The organism is Pedobacter sp. N36a (assembly GCF_014472395.1).
Taxonomy (GTDB): Bacteria; Bacteroidota; Bacteroidia; order Sphingobacteriales; family Sphingobacteriaceae; genus Pedobacter.
In genome coordinates this window covers 250,245-268,878 of record NZ_JACSZW010000002.1, presented here as the reverse complement: position 1 = coordinate 268,878, position 18,634 = coordinate 250,245, and the positions used below count along the sequence as shown (strand labels likewise).

General features: G+C 42.7%; 10 protein-coding genes. 3 read left to right on the top strand and 7 right to left on the bottom strand.

Annotation, left to right across the window (positions count from 1 at the left end):
* Positions 1 to 5 precede the first annotated feature (5 nt).
* Positions 6 to 3,236 carry a TonB-dependent receptor gene (locus H9X96_RS04920; RefSeq protein ID WP_187665214.1) on the bottom strand — a complete coding sequence of 1,077 codons (3,231 nt, stop codon included), beginning with the start codon at positions 3,234 to 3,236 and terminating at the stop codon, positions 6 to 8.
* Between the two features lie 252 nt (positions 3,237 to 3,488).
* Here H9X96_RS04920 and H9X96_RS04915 point away from each other — a divergent pair, with 252 nt between their 5' ends.
* Positions 3,489 to 4,520: a LacI family DNA-binding transcriptional regulator gene (locus H9X96_RS04915; protein ID WP_187665213.1), complete on the top strand. Its 1,032-nt coding sequence runs from the start codon at positions 3,489 to 3,491 to the stop codon at positions 4,518 to 4,520.
* Here H9X96_RS04915 and H9X96_RS04910 read toward each other — a convergent pair.
* Complete coding sequence (locus tag H9X96_RS04910) at positions 4,504 to 5,103, bottom strand: metalloregulator ArsR/SmtB family transcription factor (RefSeq protein WP_255430999.1); 600 nt, start codon at positions 5,101 to 5,103, stop codon at positions 4,504 to 4,506. The genes H9X96_RS04915 and H9X96_RS04910 overlap by 17 nt on opposite strands.
* Positions 5,104 to 6,020: 917 nt before the next feature.
* On the opposite strand from H9X96_RS04910, the gene H9X96_RS04905 reads away from it, so the two are divergent.
* Positions 6,021 to 9,128 carry a TonB-dependent receptor gene (locus tag H9X96_RS04905; RefSeq protein ID WP_222943833.1) on the top strand — a complete coding sequence of 1,036 codons (3,108 nt, stop codon included), beginning with the start codon at positions 6,021 to 6,023 and terminating at the stop codon, positions 9,126 to 9,128.
* A 13-nt stretch (positions 9,129 to 9,141) separates the two neighbouring features.
* Entirely contained in the window at positions 9,142 to 10,644 is a 1,503-nt protein-coding gene (locus tag H9X96_RS04900) for a RagB/SusD family nutrient uptake outer membrane protein (RefSeq protein WP_187665211.1), read from the top strand.
* Positions 10,645 to 10,710: 66 nt separating this feature from the next.
* On the opposite strand, the gene H9X96_RS04895 is transcribed toward H9X96_RS04900, so the two are convergent.
* The 5 genes from H9X96_RS04895 to H9X96_RS04875 all read right to left on the bottom strand — a co-directional run bounded on the left by H9X96_RS04895 (position 10,711) and on the right by H9X96_RS04875 (position 18,628).
* Positions 10,711 to 12,048: a TldD/PmbA family protein gene (locus H9X96_RS04895; protein ID WP_222943832.1), complete on the bottom strand. Its 1,338-nt coding sequence runs from the start codon at positions 12,046 to 12,048 to the stop codon at positions 10,711 to 10,713.
* 5 nt (positions 12,049 to 12,053) lie between these two features.
* The gene (locus H9X96_RS04890; RefSeq protein WP_187665210.1) at positions 12,054 to 13,694 is read right to left on the bottom strand and encodes a TldD/PmbA family protein; all 1,641 of its coding nucleotides are present in this window, start codon (positions 13,692 to 13,694) and stop codon (positions 12,054 to 12,056) included.
* Positions 13,695 to 13,765: 71 nt separating this feature from the next.
* Positions 13,766 to 15,406, bottom strand: coding sequence for a TldD/PmbA family protein (locus tag H9X96_RS04885; RefSeq protein ID WP_187665209.1), 1,641 nt, complete (start codon positions 15,404 to 15,406; stop codon positions 13,766 to 13,768).
* 268 nt (positions 15,407 to 15,674) lie between these two features.
* Positions 15,675 to 16,991, bottom strand: coding sequence for a TldD/PmbA family protein (locus tag H9X96_RS04880; RefSeq protein WP_187665208.1), 1,317 nt, complete (start codon positions 16,989 to 16,991; stop codon positions 15,675 to 15,677).
* A 2-nt stretch (positions 16,992 to 16,993) separates the two neighbouring features.
* Complete coding sequence (locus H9X96_RS04875) at positions 16,994 to 18,628, bottom strand: TldD/PmbA family protein (protein ID WP_187665207.1); 1,635 nt, start codon at positions 18,626 to 18,628, stop codon at positions 16,994 to 16,996.
* Positions 18,629 to 18,634 lie beyond the last annotated feature (6 nt).

The following is an 18,634-nucleotide window of genomic DNA, read 5'->3' as shown; positions in this document are numbered from 1 at the left end:
TTGGATTAAAAAACAAGATTAAGTCCGGCAAGAATATACCTGCTGCGTGGATAAGCAGCATAATCGATTCCTGGTGTCAATGGATTATTTCTACGGGTATTCGCTTCCGGATCATATCCTGAATAGCCAGTAATCGTCAGTAGATTGTTCACCGTACCATACACGCGAAGTTTAGAGATAAATCCTGTTCGTTTCAAGAGACTTTGAGGAAGTGTATACCCCAGCGTTACATTGGTAATGCGCAGGAAAGATCCATCTTCTACCGCAAAGGAGGTTAAGGCATAATTTCCTGGAGTCGGTGTCCAGTATGTCGTATTTTCATTCATTGCAGTCAGCGCTGCAGGATCGGTTACTTTAATCCCATTGGCATCAAAGTTTTGCCAGCGATTCGTCATGATTTGCAGCAGATTGTTGTCTTTCACATTGTATTGAGAGGTAAACTCTAAAGTATTCGCATTGTATACCTTATTCCCAACGGAAAAGTTAAGGAATACCGACATATCGAAATTTTTATAGACAAACTGGTTATTGAATCCACCGATAAATTTTGGCTGTGCATTCCCTAATACGGTACGGTCATCTTCAGTGATCACCATGCTCTCCGAAGAAGAAAGCTTTTTCACTTTCATATCTCCAGGCTGTGGCTCTCTGTTTCCGATTAAAGACCTGCTATTAGGCACATCAGATTTTAGCGTATAAGTATAGGTACCGGTATTGGTGTTCTGCGCATAGTTGAAATCATTCACGGTATACCTGCCATCAGAGATATAGCCATAGAATTGCCCAACAGGTTTTCCTACTTCTACTTTTACATCGGCAAGGCTATTTACCCATCCGGATTGAGTCAGATAAGCATTTACACCACGCTGCAGTTCGAGAATCTTATTTTGATTAAAGGAAATATTGAAGCTGGTGTTATAAGTGAAATTTCTGCTTTTCACTGCCAGGAAGCCCAATTGTAATTCTATTCCTTTATTTTGAGTTTTACCCACATTCTGCTGCTGTGTCAGATAACCAGAGATACTGGAAATATTCGCATCCAGCAATAAATCTTTCGTTCTATTCTGATATAGATCTACGGTAGCAGTTAAACGGTTGTCGAAAAATTCCATATCCAGACCGAAATTTGCAGACATATTGGTTTCCCATCTAATAATTGGGTTGGCCAGCTTCGTTGCAATCAATCCGGTGCTTACGGAAGCATCATTCGCTGCATATCCGCCTGCGGTAGAGCTCGCAACAAATAGTGTTCTGAATAAGTCAGGCTGGATTCTGCTATTTCCTGCAGCACCATAACTCAACCTAAGTTTTAAACTGTTAAACCATTTGATATTAGCTTGTTTAAAAAACTCCTCCTCAGAAGTGCGCCATGCAATTTGTGCGGAAGGAAAATTTCCATAACGATTTCCATCTCCAAATACAGAAATCCCATCTCTTCTAAAGTTGAAAGTCGCCAGGTATCGTCCTTTATAATTATAAGCTGCACGTGCAAAAACTGATAGGTTTCTAACCCCGCTAACTAATGAAGTCGGCTTATCCTGTACCGCACCATTTGGCAGGTCCGTTTTTTGAATGTTCGCAAAAGCTTCATCCGGAGTAATATTCGCAGGGAACCATTTAATGGTCATACTATTTGACTTCACATCATCATTACGCAGCTCATGTCCAGCTAAAAGCTCCAGATTATGGTCTTTACCTAAATCTGGTCGGTAGGTTAAAGTATTGGTATTGATAAAAGAGGTCGTATTGGAATTATCCAGCTGAATCGCTGGCATATTGGCGTTATTTCTAGCTACCCCAGTCAGCAGACCGTTAAATATGTCCACATTGCGATCGTTGAAGTTCAAACCAAGCGTACTCTTTAAGCTTAGATTCTTTAAAATCTGAAAGCTCACATAAGCACTGCTGATTAAATCATTACGGTAATCAGCTTTTAGTTCGTTATGTGCTAAACTGATTGGATTAGTCAATTGTGTGGCCAGGAAGTCCGAATCAAACAAATCGCCTGAATCTCCACCGCCTAAATAAGGCAGATAACGAACAGCATTCCTTAAACGATTGGCACTTTGCGATTGGGTGCTGGTCGTCCCAATCCCATCCACACGCTGGCGACTGTACCTCGCATTCAATCCAAAGCGTATCTTATCAGAGATCTTATGGTCAAAACGAAAAGAAGCAAAGGTTCTTCTATAACCAGACTCCAGCATAATACCGTCTTCTTTGGTATTGTTAAGAGAAAAATTAAAGGTCGTTTTATCACTTCCTCCAGAGATATTCAACACCTGTGTACTTGACCATGCCTGGCGACCAAAAACTTTGTCCTGCCAATCCACTTTCTCAATGTTCTTATAAATATCTAAATCTCCATAAGTTCCATAAGCTTTTGTAAAATCATCTTTTACCTGCTGGGAAGTATTATTGTTATACAATTCGTATTGGTACTTTACAAAATTGTACGGATCCATCACGTCCAGTTTATTGACGATCTGACGGGCACCGCCAAATACATCAAAGGAAACCATAGTTTTACCCGGCTTCCCTATTTTCGTGGTTATGATCATTACCCCATTCGAGCCTCTGGAACCATAAATAGCGGTCGAAGCCACATCTTTTAACAAGTTGATGGATTCAATCTCTCCCGGTGATAAAATAGAAAGCGCATTGTCTACCGGAATTCCATCTACGATATATAAAGGGGCATTGTCGCCGGTAAGAGAACTTCCACCACGCACTTTTACCTGAATATCCGCACCTGGGTTACCCTCTGGTGTGGTCACCGATAACCCGGCCATTTTACCTGCCAATGCCTGTGCTAAAGTGCCTACCGGAAAATCGGCCACATCTTTACCAGACAAAACCGATACTGAACCGGTCAGCATTTCTTTCTTTACGGTACCATATCCGATATTGATCATCACCTCATTCAGCTGCGATACATCTTCCTGTAAAATGAAATTGATTTTTGATTGATTACCCACTGCTATTTCCTGTGGTAAGTAGCCAATATATCTGGCCATTAAAATGGTCTCCCCTTTTTCAGGAACAGAAATCTTGAACTGGCCTTTATCATCGGTACTCACTACAATGGCGGTCCCTTTGATAGAAATGCTCACTCCAGGAATAGATTCCTTGCTTGCTTTATCAGTGACCTTGCCAGTGACCTGCCGAATTTTCTGAGCATCCGCCTCGAAAATTACGATAGCCAACAATACAAACAGTAGTAAAAATTTTTTCATACTCGTTCGGTTAAGAATCCCCAGATTTAGGATATGGGGTGGTTTAGTTTATTTTGGTTAGTAGGAAAGGTTGCTCAACCTTCCATTAACAATTCTACATTGTTTTTTTTTATAAAGTAATGGTAAGGCCAGATAAATTTGCGCAATCGTTCCCGACAACGTTGCCGACCTGGAAATCGGATGCTTTTAATTAGGAGGATAATTCTTATATTGCCCTATATAGACCAAACTTTAACTTCTTCCCCTTTTTTCATGTTCGAACCGACTACTTTAAAAGATATAGCGAAGGCCTTAGGCCTGTCTACTTCCACTGTTTCAAGGGCTTTAAGAGACACTCACGAAATCAGTGCGGAAACAAAAAAAGTAGTTTTGGAATATGCAGAAAAGATCAACTACCGACCGAACCCTATTGCTTTAAGCTTAAAAGAAAGACGCACCAAATCTATTGGGGTATTGGTCAGCGAAGTAGCCAACCACTATTTCTCACAGGCCATAGGCGGAATCGAGTCTATTGCTTACGATCGAGGTTATCATGTGATCATTACGCAGACGCATGAGTCTTACGAAAGAGAAAGGATCAATATTCAGCATTTAGCCTCCAGAGGTGTAGATGGATTATTGGTTTCTTTATCTGCGGAAACGAGTAACACCAGCCATCTAGCACTTTTACATGACCGCGGATTACCAATGGTCTTTTTCGACCGGGTGGCTAAAGATATTGAAACACATAAGATCAGTGCCAATAATGAACAAGGTGCTTATGATGCTACGATGCAGCTTTTGGAATCCGGGCGCAGAAAAATTGCCCACTTGACGAGTTCAGAACACCTATCTATCAGCATCGAAAGACTGGCAGGTTATACTGCCGCTTTAAATAAATTCGGAATCCCTCTACAGCAGGAATACATCAAACATTGCCCGCACGGGGGAATGTTCCAAGAAGAAACTGAGCAGGCCATTCAGGAATTGATGACACTGGAAGATAAACCAGATGCGATCTTTGTGGCCGGCGACCGGCTAAGTATTGGCTGTTTAACAGTATTGAAAAAATTCGAGATCTCAGTGCCTGAAGAAATCGCAGTTTCTGGATTTAGCAATTCCGACGTATTGGATTTATTCCAATCCCCTTTAAGCTCTGTGAGACAACCCGCTTACGAAATGGGACGCATGGCTACGGAAATGCTGATCAAACTGATTGAAAGCAAATATCCGGTAACGGAATTCGAAAACCGTGTGTTGGATACCGAATTACTAATCCGCAGTTCATCTAATCCTGTATTTTAGCAATCCGATACGCACATCTACGATCGCCACTTACAATGTGATCCATACGACTAATGCTCACCTTTTCTCCAAGGACATGCTTAAATACGTTTAACTCTGCTGTGCAGAACCCCTGACAGGTTTTCGCTGCAGCACAAATTGGGCAATGGTTTTCCACCAGCAAATACCCGGATTCATCTTTTGTATATTCAGCCATGTAGCCTTCCCTGGTTCTGATCTCAGCCAATTTTGAAATGCGGTCTTCTAAATCCGAAAGCGGTGACAATTCCTGGAAATAACGTTCTTTTCCAGCTTGTTCAGTAACATCAATTACTTTTTGCAATGCAGCCTCCCCCAATACATCACGCATTCCCGCAATGAGCTTTACCGTTAATTCAGAATGAGTATCTGGAAATTGGGCATTGCCATCTGGTGTTAGTTTAAAAAACTGTTTAGGCCTCCCTACTCCTGTCGATTCATTAAATGAACTCACCAATCCTTCTTCTGTAAATTTCAGTAACTGTAACCTCGCCCCTTCATTCGTGATCCCCAGTTCATTCGCTATCGACGCAGCAGTAAGTGCCCCCCTGGTTTTTAACAACATTAAAAATCTGTTTGTCTTCATAAGCTAATAAAACAAGTATCTACTTGTTTTATTAGCAAAAGTACTAACTTTGTCGAACTTATAAAGCCCATCAACTGATAATTATGATTTAATAAAATCAAGAAATGGGCGATTAATAATTACGGAATAATAATCACAAGGATTATGCAAATAATTTTACAAGAAAATACAATGACTATTCCTTTTACAGCAACAGGCCTACTGCCTGTTTACATCGTCCCTTATTGGAACGTGCTCTTTAAGTAACACCACCATCTTTCCTACCTAACGCGACCAAAGCCGCGTAATCTTCTACTCAGCGACCTGTATGATTAATGACCAGAGTCAGAAATTACATGCAATCGTGAATCTATACCGCGCCTTAGCGCGGAGGCTGGAACTAAGCCACCCTTCCTGAATTTCACAGAAAACATCCCAAAAAATAAGTTAATTTTTGGGGTGTTTTTATATTGATTTTACGGAAAAACTGAAATTTTAAAGGATAAAACTGCTCTGAAAACCCATACAGCATCCATTTTCAATTTTTATGACAAACTTTTGATATAATCCATTTAAAGTCTAGAGATTTAGTAGTGTTTTTAGTTATATTTGCAATCGAAACTTTTATATGTTCAAGTAAAGACACGATTATGTATCAAATGCTACTTCAATTTTTTCATCAGGCTGAATCCTTCGCCTGCTTCATTTTATCCGCTCCTGCAACGCGCCGAATGTGTTGCTGCCCGGCTTAATCCTGTAGAAATTTTTCTTGGTTGACAAATACACCGGATCCCGGTGAAGGAAAACTATTGCCTAAAATTTCTGCTTAATGCTCTTTTTATTGTTGCGTTGCCACTCACCTGTTCATCAGGAAAATAGCTATGCTAAACCCTATTATCAAAGAAAAAATTATTCAAATGAAAACAAGATTATCTATTTTATTTCTTTTGTTCTTCATTCAATTCGCAAATGCTCAGGAACTTTATAAAGTCAGGGGTAAAGTAATTGAAAAAGGAACACAACTTCCCCTTCCTGGTGTCAGTATTCTGATTAAGGGTTCAAAAGTCGGCACTACAACCGACAATGCTGGAAATTTCAGCATCCAATTGCCTAAAGAACAGGAAACCCTAATCTTTTCTTTTCTGGGTTTTACCACTCAGGAATTAACTGCAAAAGCAGGAGATAACTTAAAAATAAGCCTTGCAGATGCTTCCAGCGATCTGGATGAAGTAGTGGTAGTGGCTTATGGAACAACAAAAAAGAGAGACATTACGGGAGCAGTTTCCCGCATCAATGGAGAACAACTTCAAAACAGACAAGTTTCTAACATCACTAAAGCACTTCAAGGTTTAGCACCAGGTGTACAGGCAGTTTCGTCCAGCGGACAGCCAGGAACAGCAGCAACCATCCGTATACGCGGTATTGGTTCAATCAATGCTTCCAGTGCCCCATTATATGTAGTAGATGGAAATCCGTTTTCCGGAGATCTAAATTCCATCAATCCAAGTGATGTGGAATCTATAAGTGTATTAAAAGATGCGGCTTCCAGTGCTTTATATGGTTCCAGAGGTGCAAACGGGGTGATCATCATTACCACAAAATCAGGCAAGAGAAACAACGAAACACAAATTTCTGCAACTTTCAGCCAAGGTATTTCTGACCGTTCTGTGAAAGATTATAAACAGGTAACTACAGACCAATATTTTGAGAATTATTGGCTAGCCGTAAAAAACAAGCAATTGAGCGCTAACCCTACTTTCACTGATTTACAAGCAGGACAAGCGGCCAGCAGACAAATCATAGGTGATTTAGGGATCAATCCTTACGGTATTAACTATCCAAATCCTGTTGGAGCGGATGGAAAAATTGTTCCTGGTGCAACCGCTTTATGGAATGACGACTGGGGAAAAGCAACAGAACAGACAGCCAGAAGGACTCAAGCCGACCTGAGCTTTAGTGGTGGTGCTGAAAAAAGTCAATATTTCATCTCTGGCGGTTACCTGAATGATAAAGGAATTGCCATTGGTTCAGGATTCCAACGCTATAATGCCAGAGTAAACCTGACCACACAAGCAAAAAAATGGCTGACGGCCGGAATGAATATCTCCGCATCAAATAGTACTCAGGATTATCCCACATCAGAAGACAGCAACACGGCCAATGTGATTCAATATTCAAGAGCGATCCCAAGCTTCTACCCAATCTATCAGCACAATCCTGATGGCTCTTTTCTACTAGATGCTGCTGGAAATAAGATCTATGATTTTGGTGCTTACCGTCCAAGTTCGGCCATTCCAAGAAGTAACCTTCCTGCAACAGTAGGATTGGATAAATCAGAAATCATGAAAGACAATGTTTCTGCAAGAACCTTCTTAGAAGCTACGATCTTACCTGAATTAAAATTCAAAACCACCTATAGTGGTGATTTCCAAAACTACAATTCTCATTACTATACCAACCCGATATTAGGTGGAGGAAAAGAAACTGGTGGTAGTGTTTCTAAATCAAATAACAGAACTTATTCCTGGACCTGGAACAACATTGCTACTTATGACAAGTCATTTGGTGATCACCACTTGAATGTTTTAGGTGGACAAGAACTTTACAAATACAATTACCGTGTGATTTCTGGTTCCCGTCAGCGCTTTGCCCTACCGGACTTTTATGAGCCGGATGCTGCAGCACAGCTGACAGGTTTCAGCGGAAACTCTATTGACTATACCTTATTGAGTTTCCTGGGAAGAGCAGAATATGACTACAAAAAAAGATACCTTTTCTCAGCTTCATTAAGAACTGACGGCACGTCAAGATTCTCGCCAGAGCAACGCTGGGGTACTTTCTGGTCGGTTGGTGCCTCCTGGAAACTTTCTGAAGAAGCTTTCCTGAAAGAAACACCATGGTTGAGTACCTTAACTTTCAGAACCAGTTATGGTGCACAGGGTAACGACAACATCGGAAGTTATTACGCTTACAAAGGATTATACCGCTTCATGAATAACCTCGGGGAAAATGGATTGGTTACTTCCAGATTGGCTACACCTAACCTAAAATGGGAATCTAATTTAAACCTGAATGTTGGGGTAGATTTCGGTTTCTTAAATGACCGCATCAGCGGTACGGTAGAATATTTCGACAGAAGATCAAAAGACCTGCTATTTAGCCGCCCAATGGCCCCATCACTAGGATTCTCTTCTATTGATGAAAACATAGGCGCCTTAAAAAACCAAGGTGTCGAAGTACAGATCAATGCAATTCCTGTTCGTACTACTGATTTCAGATGGACGATCAGCGTAAATGCCACCCATTACAAAAATACCATTACGGCATTGCCACAGCAAGATCCAGCAAATCCACAGCCGATCAAGACTTCCACCAAAATCATGCAGGTTGGCGGTACGATATCAGATTTCTTCCTTAAGGAATGGGCAGGCGTAAATCCGGCTAACGGGGATCCGCTTTGGTACAGAACACTGGATGATGGTACCAGAACCACCACAAACGAATATGCCAAGGCCACACAATACGTTCAGGGAACTTCGCTTCCTGTGTTGACAGGTGGTTTTTCCAATACTTTTAACTACAAAGAATTTGAAATCTCTGCATTATTCAACTATAGCATAGGTGGTAAAATCCTGGACAATGATTATGTAGGTTTAATGCATACAGGCAGCTCAATTGGCCGTCCATGGTCAACAGAAATCCTGGATCACTGGACACCAGAAAATCCAAATGCCAATGTTCCTAAACTGACTACAGATAACAAAGGATGGACTCAAGCCTCTACCCGCTTCCTGTACAGCGGTACTTACGCAAGATTGAAAAATCTAACGGTAGGTTATAGTCTGCCGAAAGGCCTGGCGAACAGATGGGGATTGGCCAATCTGAAACTGACCCTAACTGGAGAAAACCTCCTGACCTTTTACGGTCATAAAGGAATGGATCCTGAGCAAACCATTGAAGGAACGACCTATTTCCGCTATCCATCAATGCGCACACTATCTGCCGGTTTAAACCTTACATTTTAATTTAATTACGACAATGAAGATCAAAAACATTACATATATAGCGGTTACGGCGCTTTTACTCCCATTCCTGGGTTGCAAGAAAGAGCTCACCACCAGCCCTACTACATCCGTAGATGAGTCACTGGTTTTTGCAAAAGCGGATAACATTGATATGGTTCTTAACGGCGCATGGGCCTATATGCACGAAACCTTTTTTACTTATGCCAACCCTGGATATTCTACTATTTTAAGAAATAGTGATGCCATGGGAAATGATGTAGCCATCATACAAAACAAATATGGTTACGCAGATGCTTATAATTATACGATCGCCAATAACCAAAGCCGTTTAAACGGAATCTGGACGCTTTTATACAAAGTGATCGACAATACCAATAACATCATCACGAGAATCGATGCTTCGGAAGGTACAGCTGATCAAAAAGCAAGAATTAAAGGTCAGGCATTGGCATTAAGAGCCAACAGCTATTTAAACCTCGTAACTTTTTACCAGTTCAATTACCAATTAAACCCACAGGCACCAGCAGTTCCTTTATACACAGCGCCAACTACACCAGATTCTAAACCGAATCCAAAGGCTACTTTAGAAGAAGTGTATAAGGTGATTATTGCAGATTTAACACAAGCGGAAGAGTTATTGGTAAAATATACCCGTCCAAATACCACTAAATACAAGATCAATACGGACGTTGTTCATGGTCTTCTGGCTAGAACCTATTTGAACATGGGTAAATGGGACCTCGCCACAGCGCAAGCTTTAGCTGCAAAAAAGAACTATACTTACATGGCTCCTGACGATTATGCAAATGGTTTCAATGACCTCAAAAACAGCGAATGGATCTGGGGACAAGGACAGCAGGCAGACCAAAGTAATGCCAGTTATTCCTTCCACTACTTAGATGTAAGCAGTACTTCTTCTTACTACTATAGCTTCATGGCTGATCCAAACTTCAAAAACCTGTTTGATGCCAATGACATCAGGTCAAAACTTTTCTTATGGGATGGTTTACCAAGTAGAGAGGGTTATTTAAGATACCAGAAGTTTAAGTTCCGTTCGGATGTCACTGCAGATATCGTGATGATGCGTTCTGCTGAAATGACCTTAATTGCCGCGGAAGGTTATGCAAGATCAGGGAATTTACCAAAAGCGGTAGAAACGCTGAATGAGCTTCTAGCTGCCAGACAAGCGAATACTTACGTGCTAGGTACGAAAACTAAAGAAGACCTGATTGCCGACATTCTGATTGAAAGAAGAAAAGAGCTTTGGGGAGAAGGTTTTGCCATAGCAGATATTCTAAGAACACAAAGCGCTGTGGTTAGAAAACCGGCTTTGGGACCTGATGGCCAGCCTTTAAAAGTGACAGTGATTACTCCTACTGGCCCAAAAGAGGTCTTTGCAAAACAACATACTACATTAAGGTTCCCAGATGATAAGCCGTTCACAGCGAACAGCCCTTATTATCTGATTCCTTTACCGCAAACAGAATTTGACAGCAATCCTAATGTAAAACCATAATTACATAAACCAACGCTTCTACCTATGACAAAGGGCTGTTCCATTGGAACGGCCCTTTGTATTTGATTAAACTGCGTCTGATAGCGAAGTAAAAGTAAAATCTCTAATTTTCAATGGTGGCAGCAAATAATTTGCATTAGACTCTGCACTCACTGTCCTTTCTGATTTCCCCATTTCTTCCAAGTTATTCAGCATAATAATCGGACTCTCATTGAACCTGAAATTCTTGATCGGAAACTTGATCTCTCCGTTTTCAATGTAAAACGTACCATCCCTGGTTAGTCCGGTAAGCAATAAAGTCTGAGGATCTACCGGACGGATGTACCATAACCGGGTGACTAAAATCCCTTTTTCCGTTCCTTTAATCAGCTCCTCTAAGGACTTATCACCTCCTACCATAATTACCCCATTCGGTGAAGGTATCGGCTTAATTCCAGTCTTTTGTGCCCAATAACGAGAAGCGTAAAAGTTTTTAACCACTCCTTTTTCTATCCAGTTTACTTTCTGCTGAGGTCTGCCATCCCCAGACCAGGTAGATCCCGGCAGCTCCTTATTCCATGGATCAGAATACACGTTGACACGTTCGTCCAGCAATTGCTCGCCTAATTTCGTTTTTCCACCAGGCTTGCTCATGGAACTCCTGCCCTCATCTGCCTGACGGGCATCAAGGTCAAAAAACAAATTTTCCAGCATTACGGCCACTGCCGTAGGCTCCAGAATTACGGTATATTTTCCTGGTTCTATCGCCTTTGCAGTCACAGATGCCATGGCTTTTTTAGCCGCCACTGCGGTATCTGTTTTGGTATCCAACTTATCAAAGTCATGGTAGCCTCTTGTGGCATAACCAGACCCTTTTCCATCTTCCGTACGAATGGTAATGTTAAAGGCCACATCTGTAGCTTTATTGTAGGCAAACAGCCCTTTACTATTCATCATTGCCGAATAGCCTGATTCGTTAGAAAGGAAACCTGCAGCATTCAGCTTATTTTCTTTGGCCTGATTCAAACTAGCAGCCACTGCATCTGCTCGTTCCTTTGGCCCAACAGCAGCTGTTGAAGCCAGGAAAGTCGGCGATTCCGGGCCATATTCCTGCGGTCCTAAAAAGGACATAAATTCCGGATTTTCTGGTGCCAGTCTTGCCAGTTCTTCTGCTCTGCGGACTACTTTTTCCAGGGAAGCATCATCAAACTCATTGATGGTAGCCACCCCTAATTTCTTGCCAAAAGCAGAACTCACCACCAGTGTCTGCGAGCTAGCCCCTCCACTTGTAGAAACTGAACTTCTTGCATAGCGGATATTTCCTGAATCAGATCCACTCAGATTTACTTCACATTCATCTGCTTTTGAGTAACCCAGCACTTTCTTTAAAAGCGCCTGGGCTTGTTCTTTAGTTAGTATTGCCATGATTTCTATCCGATTTTTCTAGCTGTATTGATTACATTCACTCCATTAAAACGCGCGGTTGCTGAGCCATGAGACACTGCACTGGTTTGCATTGGCTGTCCCTTGCCATCAAAGAAAGATCCTCCCAGACGGTAATCACGCTGATCGCAAATAGCCGAACAAGAATTCCAGAACTCCTGGGTATTGGCCTGATAAGCCACATCCTTCAGCATCCCGACAATCTTACCTGCTTTAATTTCATAAAATAATTGTCCGCCGAACTGGAAATTATAACGCTGCTGATCAATCGAGAAAGAACCTTCTCCAACGATATAAATCCCTTTTTCTACGTTTTTAATCTGGTCAGCAATAGATAAAGGTTTTTTACCTGGCTGCAGGGAAATATTCGCCATGCGCTGAAACTGCACACTGCTCCAGTTGTCGGCATAACAACAGCCCTGAGAATGATCCAGTCCGACAATATGTGCCTGATCTCTGATCGCCTGATAATTAACCAGTACGCCATCTTTGATCACATCCCATTTACCGCATTTTACACCTTCATCATCATAACCTACTGCTCCTAAAGAACCTGGTTCAGTTTTATCAGCTGTAATATTGACTTCCTTACTGCCATATTTGAAGTTCTTACTTTGCCATTTGTCTAGTGTCAGGAAGCTGGTTCCTGCAAAATTCGCTTCATACCCGAGCACACGATCCAATTCTGTCGGGTGACCGCAAGACTCATGGATGGTAAGCCATAGGTGTGAAGGATCTAGTACCAGGTCGTATTTCCCTGGTTCCACCGACTTCGCTTTCAGTTTCTCACCCACCTGCGTTGCCGCCTGTTTTGCATCTTCCAGCATATCATAACGGCCTTTATACAAAGTTCCGGATGCTGTTTTTATTTTATCCTCAGGTCTGGCGTTCAAATACTCATATCCTTTACCTGTAGGCGCGCTTAGGGCATTTCTAGTTTCAAATTTGCCGGTTTCTTTATTGATTTTAGTAATGAAAAAAGTTGGCCAGATGCGGTGAACATCCTGGTCAATATAAGAACCATCAGAGGAAGCAAAATACTTCTGTTCATTCACCATAAACAGAATGGAATTGATATAATCTGCACCACCTTTCATAGCGGCATCATTGACAGAAAGCAGTAAGTCTACCTTTTCCTTGATCGGCACTTCAAAAGCACTTTTCTCAATCGGAGTTTTCCAGGTCACTTCGCCGTAACCTTTTTGAGGGGCAAGCTGTACCGGCTCTATTTGTAATCTGGCATTTTCTTTTGCAATGGCTACCGCTAATTCTGCAGCTTTAGCAATGCTGTCTTTGTCCATCTGGTCTGTTGCAGCAAAGCCCCAGCAGCCGTTGGCAATTACTCGAATCCCGACGCCATAAGACTCGGTATTCACAATATTCTGAACTTTATCCTCTCTGGTTACAACAAACTGATTCAGGTACCGGCCTACACGAACATCGGTATAGGTAGCCCCTTTTGAGCGCGCCGCATTGAGTGCTACATCGGAAAGCAGCTTTTTAGCTGCCGGATCGATGTACTCGAGCGACTGTTCCAGAGGAATCTCGTTGCCCCATACGGGGATGGCTGGGAGCATGGCCGCGGCCGCTCCAACGCCTGTTAAGTAAATAAAATTTCTACGTTTCAAAGTAAGGTGGTTTAAGGTTAATTAATAGTAATAATCAGACGATGATCCCCCACAAAAAGTTACAATAAATATTAGCCTAACTTACGTCCGGTATTGATCACGCTTACGCCGTTAAATCGGGTGGTTGGACTCCCATGAGATACCGCGCTCGCCTGACCAGGCTGCCCCTTCCCATCTGCAAATGTCCCACCCAAACGGTAATCCTGCTGGTCGCAAAGCTGTGTACAGGAATTCCAGAACTCCTGTGTGTTCGACTGATAAGAAGCATCCTTCAACATTCCTCCCAGCTTTCCATCTTTAATCTCATAAGCCAGCTGCGCGCTAAACTGAAAATTATAGCGCTGCTGGTCAATAGAATAAGAGTTTCTGCCGAACATATAAATTCCCTTTTCTACCCCTTTCACCATTTCTGCAGCACTAAGCGCTGCTTTTCCAGGCGCTAAAGATACATTAGGCATCCGCTGAAATTGAATGCTTTCCCAGCTATCCGCATAACAGCAGGCCTGAGAGGCTTTCAAACCTAAAATATGAGCCTGATCCCTGATGGTTTGATAGTTCACCAGAATACCGTCTTTAATGATGTCCCAATTCCCACATTTCACGCCTTCATCATCGTAACCAACAGCCCCTAGGGAACCCGGTTCAGTTTTATCCGCAAGAATATTGACAGCTTTACTGCCGAAATTGAATTTTTTACTCTCCCATTTATCCAGTGTAAGGAAACTAGTACCGGCATAATTGGCTTCATAACCCAACACACGATCCAGCTCCGTCGGATGTCCCACAGATTCGTGAATGGTCAGAAATAAATGCGAAGGATCGAGTACCAGGTCATATTTTCCGGGTGCTACAGGTTTAGCCTTCAGCTTTTCCGCCACATGTTCCGTTGCTTCCCGCACATCCTCCAGCATGTCATAACGCTTTTTGTACATCGTAACCGGACCACCTTTAATCTTCTCCGAATCTTTTGGTGTCAGGTATTCAAATCCCATTCCCATTGGTGCAGAAAGGGCATTCCTGGTTTCAAATTTTCCTCCCGCAGGATCAATCCTCGTCACTGTAAATGTTGGCCAGATCCGATGGATGTCCTGATCGATATAAGAACCATCTGTAGAAGCAAAGTACTTCTGCTCATTCACCATAAACAGGTTCGAATTCACATACTTTGCTCCTCCTTTTAATGACTCATTATTCACGCTCAGCAACAACGCCACCTTATCAGGAATCGATACCGAAAAAGCATTAACCTCCAATGGCGTTTTCCAGCTCACCTCACCAAAACCTTTCTGCGGGGCAAGCTGCACCGGTTCCGTTAATAACTTAGCATTCCCTTTAGCAATAGCAACCGCCATTTCTGCGGCTTTAGCAATGCTGTCATTGTCCATATTATTAGTGGCGGCAAAGCCCCAGCAGCCAAAGGCGATGACCCGAACACCCAATCCATAAGACTCCGAATTGGCAATATTCTGCACCTGCTTTTCGCGCGTGGCAATCACCTGATTTAAATAACGGCCAATCCTGACATCCGCATAAGTTGCGCCCTTAGCCCTTGCAGCATTCAGGGCCACATCCGCCATCCTTTTCTTCAGCTGTACATCTACCGGCGTTAAAGCCTCTTCTACGGTAATTTCTCTGCCAAAAACCGGCATTCCCTGGACCATCGAAGCCCCAAGGCCAACTCCAGTCATATATAGAAAGTCTCTTCTTCTCAATGTAATGTGTTTATGTTAATTAAGTATTGTATTTCCCTTAGTACGCCTTGTTAATACCTTCAGCCCTAATACATTTAGATCCTAATATACATTTTGGTTCTTTATACACTTCGGTTCTTTTGTGCACTTTGGTTCTTTGATACACTTTGGAAAAAAAAATGAGCATGGTTATTAAAAGGGCCTAGGAATTTTGCCCCCTTCAGGGCAAAAGTTCCAGACCTTGTATAACTGTGCTCATTTTTTGATCTTATACGGCTTATTTTTTAGTTTAAACCGCGTCCGACAAAGAAGTAAACGTAAAGTCCCTGATTTTCATCGGAGGAATCATCCCGCTTCCAGTCCTGACCGGCTTCCCTAACGCTTCTACATTGTTCAGCATGATCACCGGACTCTCATTGAACCTGAAATTCTTCACTGGAAACTTAATCTCGCCATTTTCAATATAGAACGTACCATCCCTGGTCAATCCCGTCAATAGTAACGTTTGCGGATCCACAGACCTGATGTACCAGAACCTGGTCACTAAAATGCCCTTTTCCGTACTTTTGATCAAGTCTTCTAACGATTGTGTACCACCTTCCATCACAATACTTCTGCTGAAAGGCACCGGCTCCACACCTTTTTGCCCAGCCCAATACCTTGAATAAGAAAGGTTTTTCACCACACCATTTTCTACCCATTGCGTTCTTTTCACCGGTAAACCGTCTCCAGTCCATGTTGCAGAAGGAACTTCCGGGTTCATCGGATCAGAATATATGTTCACATTCTCAGAGAACAGCTGCTCACCCAAACGGGTTCCTCCACCTTTTTTACTCATAAAACTCCGGCCTTCATCTGCACTGCGTGCATCAAAGCCCCGGAACATATTGCCTAACATATCACTTGCTGCCAATGGCTCCAGGATTACAGTATACTTTCCAGGCTCAATGGCCTTTGCTGCTGCTGAACCTGTTGCTTTGGAAGCTGCGATCTTACTCAGCGCCAGCGTATCCATTTTATCCAGATCATTAAAGCCTTGTTCAATATAGCCAGACCCTGTCCCTGCCTGATTTCTTACCGTTACTGAGAAAGAAACATCTGTTCCTTTGTTGTAAGCAAACAGCCCTTTCGAGTTCATAATTGCATTGAATCGCGTCGAGTTTTCTAAAAACCCTGCAGCTTCCAGATTAGCTGCTTTAGAGACTTGCAGGCTTTTACCCACCATCTCTGCACGCGTGTCCGGCGTAATTGCCGCTGTTTTTGCGTTAAAAGTTGCCGACTCCTGGAAGGTCTGCGGACCTAGCAGTGGCATAAATTCCGGATTTTCCGGTGCCAGCATGGCCAGCTCTTCTGCTCTTTTTACTACTTTCTGCAGGGAAGCATCATCAAACTCGTTGATCGTAGCTACTCCGGTTTTCTTGCCAAAAGTGGCACTTACGGCCAGGTCCATCACACTGATTTGTCCGGCTGTAGACACTGCATTTCTCGCATAGCGAATATTTCCGCCATCAGAACCACTTAAACTTAGTTCGCAGGAATCTGCTTTTGAATAGCTAAGTACCTTTTTTAGTATTGCCTGGGCTTCTTCTTTACTTAATATGGCCATAATTAAATCTTTCTTGCTGTATTAATCACATTAACTCCATTAAATCTTGTGGTTGCGCTGCCATGAGAAACGGCGCTGCTTTGAGAAGGCTGTCCTTTACCATCGTTAAATGAACCTCCTAAGCGGTAATCGCTTTCGTCGCAGATGGCAGAACAGGAATTCCAGAACTCCTGGGTATTGGACTGGTAGGCTACATCATTGAGCATTCCAGCAATCTTACCATTTTTGATCTCGTAAAATGTTTGTCCGCCGAACTGGAAATTGTAGCGCTGCTGATCAATTGAAAAACTGCCATTCCCGATGATATAAATCCCCTTCTCTACGTTTTTGATCATGTCATCTACGCTTAACTTTTCTTTACCTGCTTGTAAAGAGATGTTGGGCATACGCTGAAACTGCACATCATCCCATCCTTGAGAATAACAGCAGCCTTGAGATTCATCCAGACCAATGATGTGTGCCTGATCACGGATGGCCTGATAGTTCACCAGGATACCGTCTTTTATGATGTCCCATTTCTTGCATTTCACACCTTCATCGTCGTAACCTACAGCTCCCAGAGAGCCTGGCTGCGTTTTATCCGCAATGACGTTTACACGCTCACTCCCAAACTTAAAGTTTTTTGATTTCCATTTATCAAGGGTCAGAAAGCTGGTTCCTGCATAATTTGCTTCATAGCCCAATACGCGATCAAGTTCTGTTGGGTGCCCTACAGATTCGTGAATGGTGAGCCATAAATGTGAAGGATCGAGTACCAGATCATATTTTCCCGGTTCTACCGATTTGGCTTTCACCTTTTCCGCGGCATTCAGCGCTGCTGATTTCACATCTTCCAGCATATCATATCTGCCTTTATAGCGGGTAACCACACCTGAAACCTTGTCCTCTGGACGGGCATTCATGTATTCATAGCCCATTCCCATTGGGGAGCTTAGCGCAGAACGGGTTTGGAACTTACCCGATTCCCTGTCAATTCTCGTGACATTAAAGGAAGGATAGATGCGGTGGACGTCCTGATCAATGTAAGAACCATCTGTCGAAGCAAAATATTTCTGCTCATTTACCGCAAAAATAACCGAGTTGATGTAGCTGGCACCATTTTGCATGGCGATATCATTTACATTGAGCAGCAAGTCTACTTTTTCCTTTACTGGAACCTCAAACGCATTGATTTCTATAGGTGTTTTCCAGCTTACCTCACCAAAACCTTTCTGTGGTGCCAATTGTACCGGCTCCCCTTGGATCTTAGCATTTGCTTTCGCCACTGCAACCGCTTGTTCTGCAGCTTTAGCTACCGCTTCTTTAGTGACGTTATTCGTTGCTGCAAATCCCCAGCAGCCGTTTGCCAATACCCGTACGCCAATCCCATAAGATTCAGTATTCGCCACTCCCTGCACTCTTTTTTCTCGGGTAGCAACAAACTGATTCAGGTATCGGCCAATACGAATGTCCGCATAACTGGCGCCTTTAGATTTTGCCGCATTTAAAGCCACATCGGCGAGCTCCTTTTTAATTTTTACATCCACACCCTCTAACGCTTGCAGGGGATCTATAGGATTTCCGAAAGCAGAAAGGTCAGGAAGCATCAATGCCCCCATTCCGATTCCGGATAGGTAGAGAAAGTCTTTTCTTTTCAAGTGGTT